Here is an 18,995-nt window from a genome sequence, read left to right as displayed (position 1 = left end):
GGAATGAGCGGCCCGTCCGTCCTTCGCCACCCGGAGACCGGGCGGCCGGCGCCCCGACCTCCGGGGCGCCGTCAGAGCTTCGACAGCTCGTCCACCAGATCGTCCAGCCCCAGCGAACCCTGCGACAGCGCCGCCATGTGCCAGGCCTTCAGGTCGAAGGAATCGCCGTGCGCGGCACGTGCGTTGTCGCGGCCCAGGAGCCAGGCGCGCTCGCCCAGCTTGTAGCCGATCGCCTGCCCCGGCATCGACAGGTAGCGGGTCAGCTCGCTCTCGACGAAGTCCGCCGGCCGGCCGCTGTGCAGGCCGAAGAACTCCTGCGCCAGGTCCACCGTCCACTTCTCGCCCGGGTGGAACGGCGAGTCCGCCGGGATCTCCAGGCCCACGTGCATGCCGATGTCGACGATGACCCGCGCCGCGCGCATCATCTGGCAGTCCAGGTAACCCAGGCGCTGCTCGGCGTCCTTGAGGTAGCCCAGCTCGTCCATCAGCCGCTCCGCGTACAGGGCCCAGCCCTCGGCGTTCGCGCTGACCATGCCGACGGTGGCCTGGTAGCGGGAGAGCTGGTCCGCCACGTGCGTCCACTGCGCGAGCTGCAGGTGGTGGCCCGGCACGCCCTCGTGGTACCAGGTGGACACCAGGTCGTACACGGGGAAGCGGGTCAGGCCCATGGTGGGCAGCCAGGTGCGGCCCGGGCGGGAGAAGTCCTCGGAGGGGGAGGTGTAGTACGGGGCCGCGGGACCGCCGGGCGGGGCGATGCGGGACTCCACCTTGCGGACGCGCTCGGCGAGTTCGAAGTGGGTGCCGTCGAGGTTCTCGATGGCCTCGTCCATCAGGCCCTGCAGCCAGACCTGGACCTCGTCCACGCCCTCGATGTGGGTGCCGTGCTGGTCCAGGTGCTTGAGCGCCTCCCAGGGGCCGGCGCCCGGGAGGATCTTGGCGGCCTCGGACTTCATCTCGGCGAGCAGCCGGTGGTACTCCGACCAGCCGTAGGCGTAGGCCTCTTCCAGGTCCAGGTCGGTGCCGTTGAAGAAACGGGCCCAGCGGGCGTAGCGCTCGCGGCCCACCGTGTCGGGCTTGCCCTCGACGGCCGGGGCGTACACCGAGCTCATCCAGTCGCGCAGTTCGACGACGGCGGCGGTCGCGCCGGCGGCCGCGGCGTCCAGTTCGGCGCGCAGGGCCTCCGGGCCGGCGGCGACGAAGCCTTCGAAGAAGGGCGCCTCGGAGCCGTCCTGGCCGACCCAGGTGGTGAGCTGGCCGATCATGGTGGTGGTGGCGCGGGGGCCACCGTACAGGCCCCGCTCCAGGCCGAGCCCGAGGCTCTCGCGGTAGCCCTCGAAGGCGGCCGGCACGGCGCGCAGGCGCTCGGCGATGGCCGCCCAGTCCTCGTCGGTGTCGGCCGGGGTCAGGGAGAAGATCTCACGGACGGAGTGCGCGGGGCTGTGGATGTTGCTGACCGCGCACAGGTCCTCGTCGGCCTCCAGTACGGCGAGCTCGGCGGTGAGGCGCTCGCGCAGCAGCCGGGCGCAGCGGCGTTCGGCGTCGCTGTCGGCGCCGGGAGCCGATTCGGCCGCGTCGAGGCGCGTGAGGGTCTCGCGGATCAGGTCGGCTACGGCCGCACGGCCCGCCGGGGAGAAGTCCGGGAGCCTGCTCGAACTCGCGGCGACACCGAGGTAGGTGCCGGTGATCGGGTCGAGGGCGATGAGGTCGTCGACGTACGCGTCGGCCACCTGGCGGGGCAGCCGGTGTGCACTGCCGTTGTGGAGGGTCTCTGACATGCGGACATCTTCGTATGCGGGACGGGTTCCCGTCATCACCGATTGCCGCCGGACTGCTGACGCGGGCCGGAGCGGGGTCGCCCGTGCGTACGAAGAATCCTCAACCACCCTGCTGGACAAGCGACTTCACGTTCCCGGGGCGAATGCCACCGGGAGCGGGGCGCTCGCAGCTTGGCCGGATACCGCCGGAGCCCGCCGGGCCGGGACCCGGTCGGGGTCCCGGCCCGGACGGGTCGTCAGGGGCGGCGCTGCGGAGCGGGTTGCTCGTGCGGGAGCTCGTAGGGCAGGCGGGAGGTGACCGGGGTCGCGTCGAGCCGGGCCGTGATCACCAGGGTGCCTTCCTCGATCTGGTAGTCGAGGGGGAGGCCGAGGCCGCGCATGGCGGCGACCATGCCGGTGTTGGAGGCCTGGGTGACGGCGTACACGCTGTCGCATCCGGCCTCGACGGCCATTGCGAGGAGCCTGCGCAGCAGCTCGGAACCGATGCCGCGGCGCTGCCAGTCGTCCTCGATGAGCAGCGCGACCTCGGTCTCGTCGCCGTCCCACAGCAGGTGGCCGAGGGCGACGAGCTTCCCGGAGGCGGTGGTCGCGGCGAGGGTGCGGCCGAAGCGGGGGCTCAGCAGGTGGCCGAGGTAGCGGTCGGCGTCGTGGACGGGGCCGTGGTAGCGCAGCGACAGCGTGCGCTCGGAGCAGCGGTCGTGCATGGCGCGGGCCGCCGCGAGGTCGGAGCCGTCGGCGCGGCGCACGGTGATCTCGTTGCCCTCGGGCAGCGTCAGTACGTCCTGGCTGCGCGGGACGCGGGGGCCGAGGCGGGCGTCGAGCTCGACGAGGGCGCGGGCCCGGGCGAACTCGGTCGGGGTGAAGGGAAGGTAGGGCCGCTCCACGGTGATCGCACCGCCGGAGGGGTCGCGCAGCCGCATGACCGTGGCCTCCAGGACCCCCTCGACCGGGGCGTCCGCGCCGGCGTTGGGGCGGCCGGAGAGGGTGGTCGCCGGGATCGAGTGGATCGTGCAGCGGCCGAGCAGCTGGCGCAGGGCGAGGGGCAGCTCGGCGGCGTCCAGGGCGGTGCGGGTGGCGAGGCCGAGGACCCGTGTCGGGGTGTCGACCAGGTCGTGGGCGTCGGCGCGCTCGATCCAGGTGCTGTGGCCGCCGGCCCGGGAGATCGCCCGGCTGAGCTCGGCGGAGGGCAGCTCCTGCGGCGCGCGCAGCAGGAACTCGTCGACCGTGCCGCCCTCGGGGAGAGGGTGCGTCTGGAGGGTCAGGATGTCGACGCCGTTGCGGGCGAGGGCGGTGCAGAGGGCGGCCAGGGAGCCCGGCTCGTCCCGCACGGTCGTGCGCATCCGCCAGAGCGAGGTGCTGCTGGCGGTCGCGGTAGCGGTCGCCGTCGTGCCCGCGGTCGAGGTCGTGCCGGTGCCCGTCGACGGGAGCTGCTCCGGATCGCCGGGTGCTGTGCTCCGGGGCGGGGGCGCATGGCTGTGGCGCCGTGCCCACCAGGTGTGGAAGGCCGCCGTCACCAGGAGGACGACGGCCGAGGCCACGAGCAGGACCGGGCCCCTCGGCCCGTGCACGACGAGATTGGCGATGGCGTCGGCGACCGCGACGGCGCAGAACATCGCGGCGAGTTCGACGACGTCGCGGCGCCAGTGGTGACGGTGGGGACGGTGGGCGGAGGCGGGGTTACGGTCAGTCATGCACACCACTGTGGCGCAGGGGTGTTGCGTGATCACGAACGATCTGTGACCGACTGGTTAAGTGTCCAACTGGCCGATTCACCCAGTTTTCGGGCACTGCGGGGCGTCACTGGCCCACGCGCCCGGGCTGGAGCGTCCGGGTGAAGAGTACGCCCCCTCCTTGCCGGCGCAGGCGGACGGTGAGTTCCCCGCTGCCGCCGTCGATGTCGACCTCTCCGTAATACGGAGGGTTCTCGGACGGTGACATGTTGGCGAAGGGGGCCGACTGCACGTAGGCCGTCTCGGGGCCGAAGGTGGCATCGAGCCGCCCGGCCGGGAAGCCGCCGGCGCCGATCGGGCCGGACACGAACTCCCAGAACGGCGCGAAGTCGGTGAAGGCCGCCCGCTCGGGTGCGTAGTGGTTCGCGGCGGTGTAGTGGACGTCGGCCGTCACCCAGACGGTGCCCGTGATGCGCTGGTGCTTGACGTGCCGCAGGAGCTCGGCGATCTGGAGCTCGCGTCCCAGCGGGGCGCCCGGGTCGCCCTGGGCGACGGCCTCGAAGTTCGCGGCACCGTCCGGGACGACGATGCCCAGGGGCATGTCGGCGGCGATCACCTTCCAGGTGGCGCGGGAGCGGGACAGCTCGCGCTTGATCCAGGCAAGTTGCTCGGGGCCGAGGATGCCGATGGGGTCCTCGGTCTGGCTGCCGGGGGAATTGGCGTTCCGGTAGGTGCGCATGTCGAGCACGAAGACGTCGAGCAGCGGGCCGTACCGCATCACCCGGTACATCCGGCCCTCGGCGCGGCCTCCGCGCAGGTCGGTGACGGGGAAGTACTCGCCGAAGGCCTGGCGGGCGCGGGCGGCGAGGGTGTCGGCCTCCTTGACGGTGTAGCGGGTGTCGTCGATGAGCTGGCCGGGGTACCAGTTGTTGCGCACCTCGTGGTCGTCCCACTGGGCGAGCACGGGCACCTGGGCGTTGAAGCCGAGCAGATTGCGATCGAGCAGGTTGTAGCGGAAGTTCCCGCGGAACTCGGCGAGCGTTTCGGCGACCTTCGCCTTCTCCTCGGTGGTGACGTTGCGCCAGAGGCTTCCGTCGCGCAGCGGAGCCGTGGACTTGATCGGCCCGTCGGCGTAGATCGTGTCCCCGCTGAAGAGGAAGAAGTCGGGGTTGCGCAGCCGCATCTCCTCGAAGACGCGGTAGCCGCCGAGGTCGGGGTTGATGCCCCAGCCCTGTCCTGCCAGGTCGCCGGACCACAGGAAGCGCACGTCGTGGCGGCGGGAGACGGGGGTGGTGCGGAAGGTGCCGTGGACCGGCGAGGAGCTGCGGCGGGGGTCGTCGGGGTCCGTCAGGAGGACCCGGTAGTGGATCTGCTGGCCGGGCGGCAGGTCGCGCAGCACGGTGGTGCCGGTGAAGTCGCTCGACGGGCCGAGCAGCGGGCCGCGGTGGCGGCGGACGGCGTAGCGGAAGGCCTCGCTCGGGGAGGTCTCGACGTACATCCGCGCCAGGCGGTCGGAGCGGGTCCACACGGTGGCCGAGTGGGCGGTGATCTCGCCGGACTGGACGCCCCAGAGCGCGCGCGGCCGACCGGATCGGGCGAAGGCGGGCGCGGCGAGCGCCGGGGCGGCGATCAGCGCGGAGGACAGGGCGAGGGAACCGCCGATGAGGGACCGTCGGGTGTGCGGGATCGATGCCATCGGTACGTCTCCTGGGGCCGGCGAGGACGGGTCGGACCAGCGTGCCGTGGCACACCGGCCCGGCCGCGTCGCCCACGCGAACCGCGGATGAACAGCCGTCAGCAGCTCATTCGTTCATCTGTTCAGGTATTGACCGGCCCCGGCCCTTCAGGCGGCGACGAGCCGCACGCTGCGGGCCGTGTCGAGCACCACCCGGGACACGAGGGCCGGATCGTCGTTCATCGGGACGTGACCACAGCCGGGGAGCCGCACCAGCCGGGCGCCGGGGACGGTGTGCTTGGCGCGGATGCCCTGGCGGCGCAGCAACAGCCGGTCGCGGGTGCCCCAGGCGATGGTGACCGGGAGACCGGGTACGTCGTCGGTGAACCGTACGGAGCCGCCCGCGGCCAGTGTGTCCTCGAAGCCGGTGGCGTCGCGCAGGGCGAGGGTCTCGGCGACGACCGCCTCGGCCGGGCGGCGGGACGGGCGGGCGTAGATGGTGCCGGTGAGCGCGGCGCGGCCGGCGGCGGTGCGCGAGAGCCGACGTACGGCGGGCAGGGGCAGCGCCTTGGCGCCGGCGCGCATCGCGAGGAGGGTGGCGAAGGCGTAGCGGCGCTCGGCCTCGGTCCAGAACCCGGCGGGGGACAGGGCGGTGACGGAGCGGACGAGGTTGCTCCGGCCCATTTCGAGGGCGAGCAGGCCGCCGAGCGAATTGCCCGCGACGTGCGGGCGCTCGACGCCGAGGGCCGCGCAGAGCGCCCCGAGGGCCGGAGCCACGGTCCCGAGGGAATACGGAACGCCCTTGGGCAGGGGCTCCGAGGCGCCGAAGCCCGGCAGGTCGACGGCGATCACGTCGTGCTCGGCGGCCAGGATGTCGATCACCGGGTGCCAGGCCTGGAGGTGATGGCCTATGCCGTGCAGCAGGAGAAGCGGTTCGCCGGCGCCTTTGCGCTCGTAGGCGACGGTGGTGGGGCGGGGGCCGAGCGGCGAATCGATCGTGAAGGAGACCGTGGCGGTCATGCTGCTCCTCGTCGGTTGGACGCGTGCGAGACAGGATGTCAGTAGTGCCTACCGCCATGATTACCGTCCGGTAGCCCTTGACTACAAGCCTTCCGTGCCTGCGAGAACATCCCGTGAACGGCTTGATACGTATGCCCGTTCTGCCCGGCAAAGGTATGAGCATTGGTCTTGACCAAGGAGGTGTGCCGTCCTATCGTCGCAGGGATAGTGCAGGAACCTTTAATAAACAAAGGCGCGGAACTGCCGCTGGAACACACGGCGAGTGCAGCGATGGCAGGAGGAGTCAGGGTGGGGACCACGCAGCTCGAAACGGCACCGGAGCCGAAGTACTGGCACCTCAAGACCGTCCTCAGCGAGGCACTCGACCAGGACTTCGCCGTCGGCGAGGTGCTGCCCAACGAGCGTGAGCTCGCGGCCCGGTTCGGTGTCGCCCGCGCGACCCTGCGCCAGGCGCTGGAGCAGCTGGAGCTCGAAGGCCGACTGCAGCGCCGCCGCGGTGTGGGCACCACCGTCGCCCCGCCGCGCGTCGGTGTCGCCGTGGGCAGCGCGCAGCACAGTTGGCCCGGTGAGAGCGTCGACGGCTGGGAGCCGCTCGACGCCGCCGAGACCCTGCCGACCGCTGCGGTGCTGAAACTCCTCGGTACCGGTGGCGCCTTCGCCGCCGACCAGCCGGTGCACACGGTGCGCCGCACCCGGGTCACCCACGGCCAGGCCGTCGCCGCCGAACTGCTCTACGTTCCCGCCGCGTCGGTGCCCGGACTCCCCGCCATCGAGGCCCCGGCCGGACCGGCCCGCGCCCGCGCCGTCCTGCGCGAACTGCAGCGGCTGGTGCTCGACGGCCAGGACCGCTCGGTGGAGCTCGGCTCCGCCCGCGCCGACGACGCCAAGGAACTGGACCGCCTGCCCGGCGCCCCGGTGCTCCTGGTCACCACGCGCTACTTCACCGCCGCGGGCACGGCGGCCGTCTCGGTGGCCACCTACCGCGCGGACACCTGCCGGCTCACCTTCGGCGACTCGGGCAACGTCGAGATCACCCACGAGCCGCGCGTCGCCTCCTGACACCAGCGGTGGCCGGCTCCGGCCCCCGGCATCTCCGAGCGTGCGGACGTGGCTGCGCCCGGCCCCCGGCAGTGGCTGGGGACCGGGCCGCGGCTGCGTGTACGGGAGGGCGCGGGGCCGTGGGGGCGGGGTCAGCGGCGAGCCGTGACCGTCTTCTCCACCGCGAACAGCTCCTCCTCGACGTGGTCCAGCGCGAGCCGGAGGGCGCCGGTCGCCACCGCGGCCTCGCCGAGCATGGACTGGGCCACCCTCGGCGGGCGCAGGCAGTAGCGCTCCAGTTCCCGGCGGAGGGGCTCCAGCACCCCGTCCAGACCGGCCGCCCAGCCACCGACGACCACCAGCTCCGGATCCATCGCCAGGACCAGTGCCGCCACGTCGTGCACCAGCCGCTGCAGGAACCGCTCGACGGCGGCCACCGCCCGCTCGTCGCCCCGCCCGGCCATCGCGAAGACCTCGGCGACGGCCGCTTCGTCCAGCGGATGCAGCGGTTCACCCGTGGTCGACAGCAACCGCTCGGGCGTGACCTCACGGCCCAGCAGGTGCAGGGCGCCGATCTCGCCGGCCGCACCGCCGAAGCCCCGGTGCAGCCTGCCGCCGATCAGCGAGCCGGCGCCGGGGCTGAGCCCGGCCATCACGAACACCATGTCGCCGGTGTCCCGCGCGGCGCCCTTCCAGTGCTCGGCGACCGCTGCCGCGTTGGCGTCGTTCTCCACCTGGACCGGGCAGCGGAACGAGCGCCGCAGCCTGTCCCCGAGCGGCAGCCCGGTCCAGCCGGGCAGCGCGGTGCCCAGGCGGACCGTGCCGTCGGCCTCCACGATGCCGGGGCTGCCGACGCCCACCGCCCGCAGAGAGTCGCGTGGCACCCCGGCGCGGCGCAGCAGATCGGCGACCGCCGCCCGTACCCGCTCCAGTCGCTCATCGGCCGATGCCGTCTCCGCGACGTCCTTGGTACCGGCGCCGATGACACGGCCGTCCAGCCCGGACAGCAGCACCGCGATCCGGTGCGAGCCGATCTCGATGCCCAGCAGGTGCCCCGCCTCGGTCCGGAAGCGGAACCGCCTGGCCGGGCGGCCCTGCCGCCGCGCGCCCTCCTCCGCGTCCGCCTCGACGACGAGCCCGGTACCGATCAGCCCCTCCACGACACCCTCGACGGTCGGCCGGGAGAGCCCGGTCAGCCGTGTGAGGTCGGTGAGGGTCGGCGATCCGGCCGTCCGCAGCGCGCGCAGCACCACGGCGGAATTGATCCGCCGGAGCAGAGAGGGGTCCCCGCCGGTCAGCTGCCCCAACGTGTGTCCTCCCAGGTAGCGAGCTTGTCAGCCGGATCGTACTGCCCGCCCGGCGAGTCGGCGAGAAGCAGCCCCCCATCGGCCGGAAGCAGACCTTCCCTCAGGCAGGAGACACGAACCCCGACTCGTACGCCGTGATCACCGCCTGCGTACGGTCCCGGGCCCCCAGCTTCGCCAGGATCGCGCTGACGTGGGACTTGACCGTCTCCGTGCCGATGATCAACTCGGCGGCGATCTCCACGTTGGTGAGCCCCCGAGCCATCAGCCGCAGGACCGCCTCCTCCCGCTCGGTCAGGGCGGCCCGCTGCAGCGCCGCCCGGGCCTGCCGGTTCCCGTACTCCGCTGCCAGGGCCCGCACCGCCGCCGGGAAGAGCAGCGTTTCGCCCTCCGCCACCAGCCGCACCGCGTGCACGATCTCCGAAGGCCGGGCCCGCTTCAGCAGGAACCCGTCCGCCCCCGCCCGCAGCGCCTGGTAGACGTACTCGTCGTTCTCGAAGGTGGTCACCACGAGGATCTTCGGCGGGGAGTCCACCGTGCGCAGCACCGCACGCGTCGCCTCGATTCCGTCGAGGAGCGGCATCCGCACGTCCATCGCCACCACATCCGGCCGCAACTGGCGGACCAGCGGGATCACGGAGGCCCCGTCGGCCGCCTCACCCACCACCTCGATGTCGGGCTGGGCATCCAGGACGGCGCGCAGACCCGCGCGCACCAGGGGTTCGTCATCGACGAGCAGTACGGTAACCGGCATCCGGTCAGCGTATTCGCTCCAGCGGCAGCCGGGCGCGCACTCTCCAACCCCCTTCGTACAGACCGGTTTCGGCCTCTCCGCCGAGCAGCGCGGCCCGCTCCCGGATCCCGCGCAGGCCGTTGCCGCCGCCGACCGTGACCCCGGGGCGTTCCGGCAGCGGGTTCGTCACCTCCAGGTCCAGCCGGCCCGCGGTCATCTCCACCCGGACGCGCACCGGCACCGGGCCGCAGTGCCGCAGTACGTTGGTCAGAGCTTCCTGCAGGATCCGGTAACCCTCCCGGGTGACCGGCTCCGGCAACTTCTCCAGCGGGCCCGCCAGTTGCGCGTCGACGACGGAGCCCGAGGCCCGGGCCGACTCCAGGAGCCGGTCGGCCTCCGCCAGCGTCGGCCACTGGGACGGCGGCCGACCCGACTCCCGCAGCACCCCCAGTACCCGCTCCAGATCCTCCAGCGCGGCCCGGCCCGTCTCCTCGATCGCGCACAGCGCCCGATCGGTGAAGGCGGGATCACCCGCCGCACGCGCCGCCCCCGCCTGCACGACGGCCACGGTGAGCGCGTGCCCGATGGAATCGTGCAGTTCCCGCGCGATGCGGGTCCGCTCCAGCAGCTGCTCCGTGCGTGCCTCCAGCGCGGTCAGCCGTTCGGCGGCGGACGGGCCGAGCAGGCGGGTGGCGGCCGCGGTGATCAACTCGCCGAGCAGGACGATGATGGTGATGAGTACGGCCAGCGGCACGGGCACGAGCAGTGCGGCGGCCCAGCGCCCGGGTACGAACGGAAGGAAGGTGTCCGCACCCAGGGGATGTCCGATCGCCATCGCGACGAGCTCCACGGTCATCGCCGACAGCCAGACGGTGGCGCCGCACGCACCGACCGCGACGACCATCCGCGTCTCCAGCCACAGCACGGTTCGCCAGCGATCCCCCCAGTGGGCCGACGGAGCGAGGCTTATGGAGCTGTCGGCCGCATCGCGCTCGTACGGTGTGAGCAGGAACCGTGCCTGAAGGCCTTCCGCCAGCCGCACCCAGGGCACCAGCCCCAAGGGCAGGACGAGCAGCAGCGGCACCCAGGGCCACCAAGGCATGATGAACATCCATACCGCAAGCAGCAGCAGCGGCACGCAGAGGTGCAACCAGCGTGAATAGGTCACTGGTTGGAACGGGGCGCGCAGCAGTCGGTTCATGACTCCATGGTGGCAGCGCCCTGTTCGCGGCCGTCTCCCCCACGTGGGGGAGACGGCACCCTCGCATGGGGGAGGGGAGGGGGTGGGGCCGGCGGCGAGTCTTGAGCCATGAACAGCATCGAGATCCGAGAACTCACCAAGCGATACGGCACCCACCGTGCGGTGGACGGCCTCACCTTCGATGTCCTGCCCGGGCGGGTGACCGGATTCCTCGGCCCCAACGGCGCGGGGAAGTCCACCACGATGCGCCTGCTTCTGGGCCTGGACCGGCCCACATCCGGTACGGCCACGATCGGCGGTCGGCGGTACCCGGACCTGACGGACCCGCTGCACCGGGTCGGCGCCCTCCTGGACGCCCAGGCGGCCCACGGCGGGCGCAGCGCCCGCGACCACCTCCGCGTGCTCGCGGCGGCCGGCCGCATCCCGATGCGCCGTGTGGACGAGGTCCTGGACCAGACCGGCCTGGCGTCCGTCGCGAAGCGGCGGATCAAGTCCTTCTCGCTCGGCATGCGCCAGCGGCTCGGCATTGCCGCCGCACTCATCGGCGACCCCGGAGTGCTGCTGCTGGACGAGCCCACCAACGGCCTCGACCCCGAGGGCATCATCTGGATCCGCGAGCTGATGCGCACCCTCGCCGCCCAAGGACGCGCCGTGCTGGTCTCCAGCCATCTGATGTCGGAAACCTCGGCGCTGGCCGACCACCTGGTCGTCCTCGGCAACGGCAAGCTGCTGGCCGACACCTCGATGGAGGCGTTCATCGACGCCCGCAGCACCCCGAGAGCGCGCCTGCGGACCTCCGACCCTGTCCGGCTGAGGGCCGCGCTGGCCCGGGACGACCTCGAGATGACGGCCGCGGACGACGGGCGATGGACCGTCGCCGGCATACGCGCCGAGCAACTCGGCAGCCTGGCCGCCCGAGAGGGGGTTCCCCTGCTGGAACTGTCCGACGAACGCGCCTCGCTGGAGCAGGCCTACCTCGACCTCACCGCCGATCAAGCGCAGTTCAGCGCGACCCACTGACCTCTCACCCGCTCCCGTACCCCCAGGAGGCTTCGCCATGAGCGCCGCACTGCCCACGACCCCCGTACTGCACTCGGAATGGATCAAGATCAGGTCTCTGCGGGGCACGTTCTGGTCGCTGATATCCGTCCTCGTCCTCACCGTGGGCGTCCAGGTACTGGCCGCCGCGGCCCTGGGCGGGGCCGACGAGGGCGACATGGGGGACGACCCGCTCCTCGCGGCCTTCTACGGGCTCAACTTCGGCCAGATAGCGGCCATCGCCTTCGGGACCACCGCCTTCTCCGCGGAGTTCCACAACGGAGCCCTGCGCACCAGCCTCACGGCCGTGCCCGACCGCACACGGTTCTACTGGTCGAAGATCTCGATGCTGGGTGCGCTCGCCCTCGTGGCCGGCCAGCTCGCGGGACTGCTGGCCTTCATGGCCGGACAGTCGTTCATGGGCGACGACGCCCTTGGCCTGGGCGACCCCGGCACCGTCCGGGCCGTTGTCGGCTGCGGTCTCTACCTGACCCTCATGACGCTGTTCGCAGCCGGACTGACGGCCGTGCTGCGCAGCGGGGTGGCCGTCCTCGGCATCCTCATACCCTTCGTCGTCATGGTGTCCTTCATCGTGGGCGCGGCAGCGGACGGGGTGGGGCGGTTCATGCCGGACCGAGCCGGGCAGGCGATGATGCGCAGCCAGCAGTACGGCGACCTCGGTCCGTGGGCCGGGCTGGGGGTGCTCGCGCTGTGGGCGCTGACCGCGGTGCTGGGGGGCTGGCTGGCGGTGCGCCGCCGGGACGCGTGACGCCGGGCCAGTTGTCAGTGGCCCTCGGGATACTGACGGCATGACCACGGCAGAGCACCTCGACACGATCGACCGGCTCCGGGCGAAGGAGTTCCCGCCCGAGCCGGTCCGGACCGGAGGAAACAGCAGCGGTCCGGGATTCCACCTGGTCCGGCTCGCCCGGACGCGGAGCTTCTGGGAGGACGACGGCTCGGGCCGGATCGAGGCAGCCGACCAGATCGGTGCCGAGTACGGGGCGCTCGCCCAGGCCGCGACGGACCGCTGGGGGGCGCCGCAGGTCTTCGGCCTGGGATCGCTGAGGGAACGCGGATTCGCCGGGGAGCGGATACCGCAGCCGTGGGACGAGGTGGGCAACAGCACCGACCATGTGCACCTGTGGCGGGTCGGCGCCCACTGGCTGGTGGTCTATGTGGCCCAGTGGGCCGACGACGATCCCTACCAGCTGATGGCGGGGATCACCGTCACGGACCCGCCCTAGGCCTGCTCTTTCGGATCTTGCCGGGCCCGCAGCGTCCGGCACCGCACCCGGCCGCGTTGTCGGGGCACCCGAGTACGTCCAGTACACGGGCGCCCCTCCGCCTTGCCGGCCTTCCCCTCGGCCCTGGCGGGCCTGGGGAGACCCCATGGCACCGGACGCCGCGGGCTCGGCCGACAAGATCCGAAAGAGACAGCCCAGGGGCTGTCCGGCGACCGGATCGGCGAGGCGGTCGGCGGCTCCGCCCGACGCAGCCACGGCCGACCCGGGCCCGGGTGCTCATCCCGGCTCCGGCTGTCGCTGACCGAACCCCCGGCGTCCAGCGCGCCGGTTCCGGAGGCGGGAGCGCCGCCATCCGGTACCGGGCCGCGTCAGCCGGGGAACGAGAAGTAGAGCGCCTCGCTGTAGAAGGACGCGAAGTGACTCTGCCAGTCGGCTCGGACCGACGCCAGCCAGTCGTCGTTCCGGCCGGCGATCGCAGCCTCGGCCTTGGCGACGGCGTCGGGGATGTCCTCGGCCACCAGACTGCGGACGCTCGCTGCCGGATCGTCGCCCGACATCGAGACGATCTCCCCGGTCTCGAGGATGAAGTACTTCGCCTGCTGCTTCTCGAGGTGGGCCGTGGTCCTGGAGACGCATTCGGCGAACTCGGTGTCGTCCTCCAGGCCCTTGCCGACCGCACGCAGGAGGTCGCGCAACAGGGCGGCCCCGTCGGCGTAGTCCGCGGCGACGCCGATCGGAGGATTCCAGATCATGGACGGGACGATCGTCGTCCCGCGCCCCACCATGAGCTTGTGCGCGAGCGGGATGTCCCAGTTGTGCTGGGATATGCATCGGATCGGCTTGGGGATCTCCGCCTCGTCCGGCATCGAGTCCGCGGAGTAGAGATAGGAACGGTTTGCCATGGTGGTGACGCTAACACCGGCCACCGACAACCCCGCTCCGCCTGACTCCTGACGTGCGGTCAGGACGGCATCCGCAAGGATCCCGGTATCCGTCAGTCCTCGGCGGCCTCGGCGGCCTCGGCGGCCTCGGCGGCCTCGGCGGCCGTGCGGAGGCGGGCGTACTCCTGGGCCATGGACTCGGCGGTCCAGTGGGCGTTGAGGCCACTGGGGTTGGGGAGGGCCCAGATGCGGGTGGAGCCGATGGTGCGCTCCTGGGGGCCGATCTGTGCCTTCTTCTCGCCGAAGGCCGTGCGGTAGGCGGTCACTCCCACCACCGCCAGCCACTGGGGGCGCAGCAGTTCCACCTTCGCCGTCAGGATGCGGCCTCCCTCGCGGAACTCCTCGGTGCTCAGCTCGTCGGCGCGGGCCGTGGCCCGGGCCACGACGTTGGTGATGCCGAGCCGGTAGGTCAGCAGTTCTTCCTGCTCCGCGGGGGCGAGGCGGCGCGGGGTGAAGCCCGAGAGGTGCAGGACGGGCCAGAACCGGTTGCCGGGGCGGGCGAAGTGGTGGCCGGTCGCGGCGGAGAGCAGTCCGGGGTTGATCCCGCAGAAGAGCACACGCAGACCGCCCGCGACCACGTCCGGGAGGACGCGGTCGCGGGCGGCGTTCAGCTCTTCGGGGGTCAGAGGATCGATCCCGGCGCGTACCCGGCGGCCTCCGGGTGCTGCTTGGCGATCGCCTCGATACGGGAGACCACCACCGCGACCTGGTCGCCCGCGGCGCCCGTGAACGACAGCTTGTCGGCCATCAGGGCGTCGAGCTGGGCCCGGTCCAGGGGCATCCGCTCGTCGGCGGCCAGCTTGTCCAGCAGCTCGTTGCGCTCGGCGCCCTGCTCGCGCATGGCGAGCGCGGAGGCCACCGCGTGCTCCTTGATGACCTCGTGGGCGGCCTCGCGGCCCACGCCCGCGCGCACCGCGCCCATCAGGACCTTGGTGGTCGCGAGGAAGGGCAGGTAGCGGTCCAGCTCGCGGGCGACGACCGCCGGGAAGGCGCCGAACTCGTCGAGGACCGTCAGGAAGGTCTCCAGCAGGCCGTCGAAGGCGAAGAAGGCGTCCGGCAGGGCCACGCGGCGGACCACGGAACAGGAGACGTCGCCCTCGTTCCACTGGTCGCCAGCCAGCTCGCCGGTCATCGAGGCGTAGCCGCGCAGGATGACCATCAGGCCGTTCACGCGCTCGCAGGAGCGGGTGTTCATCTTGTGCGGCATCGCGGAGGAACCGACCTGGCCGGGCTTGAAGCCCTCGGTCACCAGCTCGTGGCCGGCCATCAGGCGGATCGTCTTGGCGATGGAGGAGGGCGCCGCGGCCAGCTGGACCAGCGCGGTGACCACGTCGTAGTCGAGGGAGCGCGGGTAGACCTGGCCGACCGAGGTGAAGGCCTGGGCGAAGCCGAGGTGGGCGGCGATCCGCTGCTCCAGGTCGGCCAGCTTGGCGGCGTCGCCGCCCAGCAGGTCGAGCATGTCCTGGGCGGTGCCGACCGGGCCCTTGATCCCGCGCAGCGGGTAGCGGCCCAGCAGGTCCTCGAGGCGGTCGTAGGCCACCAGCAGCTCGTCGGCCGCGGTCGCGAAACGCTTGCCGAGGGTGGTGGCCTGCGCGGCCACGTTGTGGGAGCGACCGGCCATGACCAGCTCGGCGTGCTCACCGGCCAGCTTGCCGAGGCGGGCGAGGACGGCGACCGTGCGGTCCCGGGCGAGCTCCAGCGAGAGCCGGATCTGCAGCTGCTCGACGTTCTCGGTCAGGTCGCGGGAGGTCATGCCCTTGTGGACGTGCTCGTGACCGGCGAGGTCGTTGAACTCCTCGATGCGGGCCTTCACGTCGTGCCGGGTGACCTTCTCGCGCTCGGCGATGGAGGCGAGGTCGACGGTCTCCAGGACGCGCTCGTAGTCGGCGAGGGCCTCGTCCGGGACCTCGATACCGAGGTCCTTCTGGGCGCGCAGCACGGCGAGCCACAGCCGCCGCTCCAGCGTCACCTTGTACTCGGGGGACCACAGGACGGCGAGCTCCGCGGAGGCGTAGCGGCCGGCCAGGACATTGGGGATGCGGGGCTTGGCAGTCACGTGTAGGGATTCTACTTGGGCCGCCGCTGTGTGTTTACGCAGGTAGGGCCACCACTCGGGATTGTGGCTTGCTACGAGAGCGGTGAGTCCCCGTACGGCAGCAGCTCGGGGCGCTTGGCCGGGCGGCCGTCCCCCGAGGAGCGGCCTGTCAGACGGCGGCCGATCCACGGGAGCAGGTGCTGCCGGGCGAAGCTCAGGTCCTGGGCCCGGCGTACGGTCCAGCCCGGGGGAGCGGCGGCGGGCAGTTCGGTGCGCCAGTCCAGTTCGGCGGGCAGGCCCAGGGCCTGCCAGACGGCCTCCGCCACCCGGCGGTGGCCCTCGGCGGTCAGGTGCAGCCGGTCGACGTCCCACATCCGGGGGTCCGCGAGTGCGGGGGCCCCGTACAGGTCGACCACCACGGCGCCGTGCCGGGCGGCGAGCTCCTCGATGGTGGCGAAGAGCTCTTCCATGCGCGGCCGGAAGCGTTCCATCACCGGTCCGTTGCGCCCCGGGGAGCGCATCAGGACCAGTCGCCGGCAGGAGGGGGCGAGGAGTTCCACCGCCGACTCCAGGTGGGCGCGGACCCGGCCCATGTCCACCTTGGGGCGCAGGGCGTCGTTGAGTCCGCCCACCAGGGTCACCACGTCCGCGCCCATCGCCGCCGCGACCGGGACCTGGTCCTCGGCGATCTGGCCGATCAGCTTGCCGCGGACCGCGAGGTTCGCGTAGCGGAAGCCCGGCTCCCGGGCGGCGAGGCGGGCGGCCAGCAGATCGGCCCAGCCGCGGTAGGAGCCGTCCGGAAGCAGGTCGGACATGCCCTCGGTGAAGGAGTCACCGATCGCGACAAAACTGGTGTAAGAGGCATTCATCTCCATGGCGGAGTGATGTTACCGCGCGGTACCCCGGCCCCGCAGGGCCGGGGACCGCACACCTCGGACGGTCACGCGGACGCGGGCCTGCCGAACAGCTCCCGCAGCACGTCCTCCATCGTCACCAGGCCCGTCATGGCGCCGTCCGTCCCGAGGACCGCCGCCAGGTGCGTACGGCTGCGCCGCATGGCCGTCAGCACGTCGTCCAGCGGGGTCTCCGCCCGCACCTGGGCGATCGGCCGCAGCGCCGACACCGGGAAGGGCTCGTCCCGCTCCTCGTCGTCCGCGTCCAGGGCGTCCTTCACGTGCAGGTAGCCCAGGATCCCGTGCTGCGCGTCGATCACCGGGAAGCGGGAGTACCCGGACTCGGCCGACAGCAGCTCCAGCCCGGCCGGAGTGATGCCCTCCCGGGCCGGGACCACCCGGTCCGCGGGCAGCACCACGTCGGTCACGGGCCGCCGGCCCAGTTCCAGCGCGTCGTGCAGACGCTCGCTGGCCCGGTCGTCGAGGAGCCCCGCGTCACTGGAGTCCTTGACCATCCGCGCCAGCTCGTCGTCCGAGAAGGTCGCCGCGACCTCGTCCTTGACCTCCACGCGCAGCAGCCGCAGCAGGGTGTTGGCGAAGGCGTTGATCGTGAAGATCACCGGTCGCAGCACCTGCGTGAGGGTCACCAGCGGCGGCCCCAGCAGCAGGGCGGTGCGGACGGGCTCGGACAACGCCACGTTCTTCGGCAGCATCTCGCCGAAGAGCATGTGCAGGTACGTCGCCAGGGTCAGCGCCACCACGAAGGAGATCGCGTGGGTCAGGCCCGCCGGTACGCCGACGAGGTCGAACAGCGGGGTCAGCAGATGGGCGATGGCCGGCTCGGCCACCGCACCCAGCACCAGGGTGCACAGCGTGATGCCCAGCTGGGCCGCCGCCATCAGGGCCGAGACGTGCTCCAGTCCCCACAGGACGGCGCGGGCCCGCCGGTCGCCCTGCTCGGCGTACGGTTCGATCTGACTGCGCCGGACCGAGATCAGCGCGAACTCCGCGCCGACGAAGAAGGCGTTGACGACCAGGGTCGCCAGGCCGATCAGCAGCTGGATGACGGTCATCGGGCCTCCTCCGTTCCCTCGGTGGGCTCGGCCGGGGCGTGCAGCAGCACCCGTGCGGCCCGGCGTCCGCCGGCGTCCGTCACGTCGAGGCGCCAGCCGTTCAGTTCCATGCGGTCGCCGACCACCGGGATCCTGCCGAGCACGGTCGCTATCAGGCCGGCCAGGGTCTCGTACGGGCCGTCCGGCACGTGCAGGCCGATCCGGCGGAGCTGGTCAGTGCGCGCCGCGCCGTCGGCGGAGTAGAGCAGGCGCCCTGAGTCGTCCGTACCGGCCGGGGCCAGGTCCGGGGTCTCGTGCGGGTCGTGCTCGTCACGGACCTCGCCGACGACCTCCTCGACGATGTCCTCCAGCGTGGCCACCCCGGCCGTGCCGCCGTACTCGTCGATGACCACGGCCATCGTCTGCTTGCCGGACAGCCGGTCCAGCAGCCGGTCCACGGTCAGCGACTCCGGTACGAGGAGGGGCTCGCGCAGCAGCTGCGACACGGGACGGCGGCGGCGCTCCGCGGCCGGCAGGGCCAGCACGTCCTTGATGTGGACGATGCCGACGACCGTGTCGAGGCTGCCCCGGTAGACCGGGAAGCGCGACAGGCCGGTGGCCAGCGTCGCGTTGGCCACGTCCTCGGCGGTGGTCTGCACGTCGAGGGCGGTCACCTGCACGCGCGGGGTCATCACGTTCTCCGCGGTCAGGTCGGCGAGGTTCAGGGTCCGGACGAACAGCTCGGCCGTGTCCTTCTCCAGCGCGCCCGCCTTCGCGGAGTGCCGCGCGAGGGCGACCAGCTCCTGCGGGGTGCGGGCGGAGGCCAGCTCCTCGGCCGGTTCCATGCCGAAGCGGCGCACCAGATGGTTCGCGGTGGTGTTGAGGTGGCTGATCAGGGGCCTGAAGGCCCGGCTGAAGACCCGCTGCGCGGTCGCCACCCGCTTGGCGATGGCCAGCGGGGAGGAGATGGCCCAGTTCTTGGGCACCAGCTCGCCGACGACCATCAGGACGACCGTCGAGATCGCGGTACCGAGGATCAGGGCGGTGGAGGAGGCCGTGCCGGCCGGCAGGCCCATGGCCTCGAAGGGGCCCTGGAGCAGGGCGGAGATCGACGGCTTGGAGATCATGCCGATGACCAGGCCGGTGACGGTGATGCCGAGCTGGGCGCCGGAGAGCTGGAACGTCAGGGTGCGGACGGCGGCCAGGGCGCTGTCCGCGCCGCGCTCGCCGCGTTCGACGGCCCGTTCGAGTTCGCTGCGCTCGACGGTCGTGAGGGAGAACTCGGCCGCGACGAAGACGCCGCAGGCAAGGCAGAGCAGCAGTGCCACGACGAGCAGGAGCACCTCGGTCATCGGTCGATCACCTCCGTCCCA

17 protein-coding genes are annotated in these 18,995 nt (G+C 72.3%); 4 read left to right on the top strand and 13 right to left on the bottom strand.

Annotated elements, in window-relative coordinates; translation table 11 throughout:
- Positions 1–71: 71 nt before the first annotated feature.
- The 4 genes from ACXNSR_RS07100 to ACXNSR_RS07085 form a co-directional block, all read right to left on the bottom strand.
- Entirely contained in the window at positions 72–1,775 is a 1,704-nt protein-coding gene (locus ACXNSR_RS07100; protein ID WP_458641300.1) for a DUF885 domain-containing protein, read from the bottom strand.
- Positions 1,776–2,011: 236 nt separating this feature from the next.
- On the bottom strand, positions 2,012–3,466 hold the full coding sequence (locus ACXNSR_RS07095; RefSeq protein ID WP_458641299.1) for an N-acetyltransferase family protein: 1,455 nt from the start codon (positions 3,464–3,466) through the stop codon (positions 2,012–2,014).
- 106 nt (positions 3,467–3,572) lie between these two features.
- The gene (locus ACXNSR_RS07090) at positions 3,573–5,141 is read right to left on the bottom strand and encodes an alkaline phosphatase D family protein (protein WP_458641298.1); all 1,569 of its coding nucleotides are present in this window, start codon (positions 5,139–5,141) and stop codon (positions 3,573–3,575) included.
- A 147-nt stretch (positions 5,142–5,288) separates the two neighbouring features.
- Positions 5,289–6,140 carry an alpha/beta fold hydrolase gene (locus ACXNSR_RS07085; RefSeq protein ID WP_351154569.1) on the bottom strand — a complete coding sequence of 284 codons (852 nt, stop codon included), beginning with the start codon at positions 6,138–6,140 and terminating at the stop codon, positions 5,289–5,291.
- 288 nt (positions 6,141–6,428) lie between these two features.
- On the opposite strand from ACXNSR_RS07085, the gene ACXNSR_RS07080 reads away from it, so the two are divergent.
- Positions 6,429–7,199, top strand: coding sequence for a GntR family transcriptional regulator (locus ACXNSR_RS07080; protein ID WP_458641297.1), 771 nt, complete (start codon positions 6,429–6,431; stop codon positions 7,197–7,199).
- A gap of 131 nt (positions 7,200–7,330) precedes the next feature.
- On the opposite strand, the gene ACXNSR_RS07075 is transcribed toward ACXNSR_RS07080, so the two are convergent.
- The 3 genes from ACXNSR_RS07075 to ACXNSR_RS07065 all read right to left on the bottom strand — a co-directional run bounded on the left by ACXNSR_RS07075 (position 7,331) and on the right by ACXNSR_RS07065 (position 10,416).
- Complete coding sequence (locus ACXNSR_RS07075) at positions 7,331–8,485, bottom strand: ROK family transcriptional regulator (protein ID WP_458641296.1); 1,155 nt, start codon at positions 8,483–8,485, stop codon at positions 7,331–7,333.
- Positions 8,486–8,585: 100 nt separating this feature from the next.
- Complete coding sequence (locus tag ACXNSR_RS07070; RefSeq protein WP_376162363.1) at positions 8,586–9,236, bottom strand: response regulator transcription factor; 651 nt, start codon at positions 9,234–9,236, stop codon at positions 8,586–8,588.
- A 4-nt stretch (positions 9,237–9,240) separates the two neighbouring features.
- Complete coding sequence (locus ACXNSR_RS07065; protein WP_458641295.1) at positions 9,241–10,416, bottom strand: sensor histidine kinase; 1,176 nt, start codon at positions 10,414–10,416, stop codon at positions 9,241–9,243.
- Positions 10,417–10,524: 108 nt separating this feature from the next.
- Here ACXNSR_RS07065 and ACXNSR_RS07060 point away from each other — a divergent pair, with 108 nt between their 5' ends.
- From ACXNSR_RS07060 to ACXNSR_RS07050, 3 genes are read left to right on the top strand one after another with little or no spacing between them, the layout of a single operon-like run.
- Positions 10,525–11,436: an ABC transporter ATP-binding protein gene (locus ACXNSR_RS07060; RefSeq protein WP_458641294.1), complete on the top strand. Its 912-nt coding sequence runs from the start codon at positions 10,525–10,527 to the stop codon at positions 11,434–11,436.
- Between the two features lie 37 nt (positions 11,437–11,473).
- Positions 11,474–12,223 carry an ABC transporter permease gene (locus ACXNSR_RS07055; protein ID WP_458641293.1) on the top strand — a complete coding sequence of 250 codons (750 nt, stop codon included), beginning with the start codon at positions 11,474–11,476 and terminating at the stop codon, positions 12,221–12,223.
- A gap of 40 nt (positions 12,224–12,263) precedes the next feature.
- Positions 12,264–12,701: a hypothetical protein gene (locus ACXNSR_RS07050; RefSeq protein ID WP_458641292.1), complete on the top strand. Its 438-nt coding sequence runs from the start codon at positions 12,264–12,266 to the stop codon at positions 12,699–12,701.
- 368 nt (positions 12,702–13,069) lie between these two features.
- Here the strand turns inward: ACXNSR_RS07050 and ACXNSR_RS07045 are convergent, their stop codons facing one another.
- The 6 genes from ACXNSR_RS07045 to ACXNSR_RS07020 all read right to left on the bottom strand — a co-directional run bounded on the left by ACXNSR_RS07045 (position 13,070) and on the right by ACXNSR_RS07020 (position 18,974).
- Entirely contained in the window at positions 13,070–13,603 is a 534-nt protein-coding gene (locus tag ACXNSR_RS07045; protein ID WP_458641291.1) for a DUF7822 domain-containing protein, read from the bottom strand.
- Positions 13,604–13,695: 92 nt separating this feature from the next.
- Positions 13,696–14,268 (bottom strand): G/U mismatch-specific DNA glycosylase, encoded by a 573-nt coding sequence (gene mug / locus ACXNSR_RS07040; RefSeq protein WP_458643215.1) that lies wholly within the window; start codon positions 14,266–14,268, stop codon positions 13,696–13,698.
- Positions 14,265–15,698 carry an adenylosuccinate lyase gene (gene purB / locus ACXNSR_RS07035; protein WP_458641290.1) on the bottom strand — a complete coding sequence of 478 codons (1,434 nt, stop codon included), beginning with the start codon at positions 15,696–15,698 and terminating at the stop codon, positions 14,265–14,267. The genes mug and purB overlap by 4 nt, the downstream gene beginning before the upstream one ends.
- Before the next feature lie 71 nt (positions 15,699–15,769).
- Positions 15,770–16,552 carry an SGNH/GDSL hydrolase family protein gene (locus ACXNSR_RS07030; RefSeq protein ID WP_458641289.1) on the bottom strand — a complete coding sequence of 261 codons (783 nt, stop codon included), beginning with the start codon at positions 16,550–16,552 and terminating at the stop codon, positions 15,770–15,772.
- 65 nt (positions 16,553–16,617) lie between these two features.
- Positions 16,618–17,643 carry a hemolysin family protein gene (locus ACXNSR_RS07025; RefSeq protein WP_458641288.1) on the bottom strand — a complete coding sequence of 342 codons (1,026 nt, stop codon included), beginning with the start codon at positions 17,641–17,643 and terminating at the stop codon, positions 16,618–16,620.
- Complete coding sequence (locus ACXNSR_RS07020) at positions 17,640–18,974, bottom strand: hemolysin family protein (protein WP_458641287.1); 1,335 nt, start codon at positions 18,972–18,974, stop codon at positions 17,640–17,642. Before ACXNSR_RS07020 ends, ACXNSR_RS07025 begins: the two co-directional genes overlap by 4 nt.
- Between the last annotated feature and the right edge of the window lie 21 nt (positions 18,975–18,995).

This window comes from Streptomyces sp. NC-S4, assembly GCF_054353315.1.
This window is presented reverse-complemented; position numbering and strand designations above follow the sequence as displayed.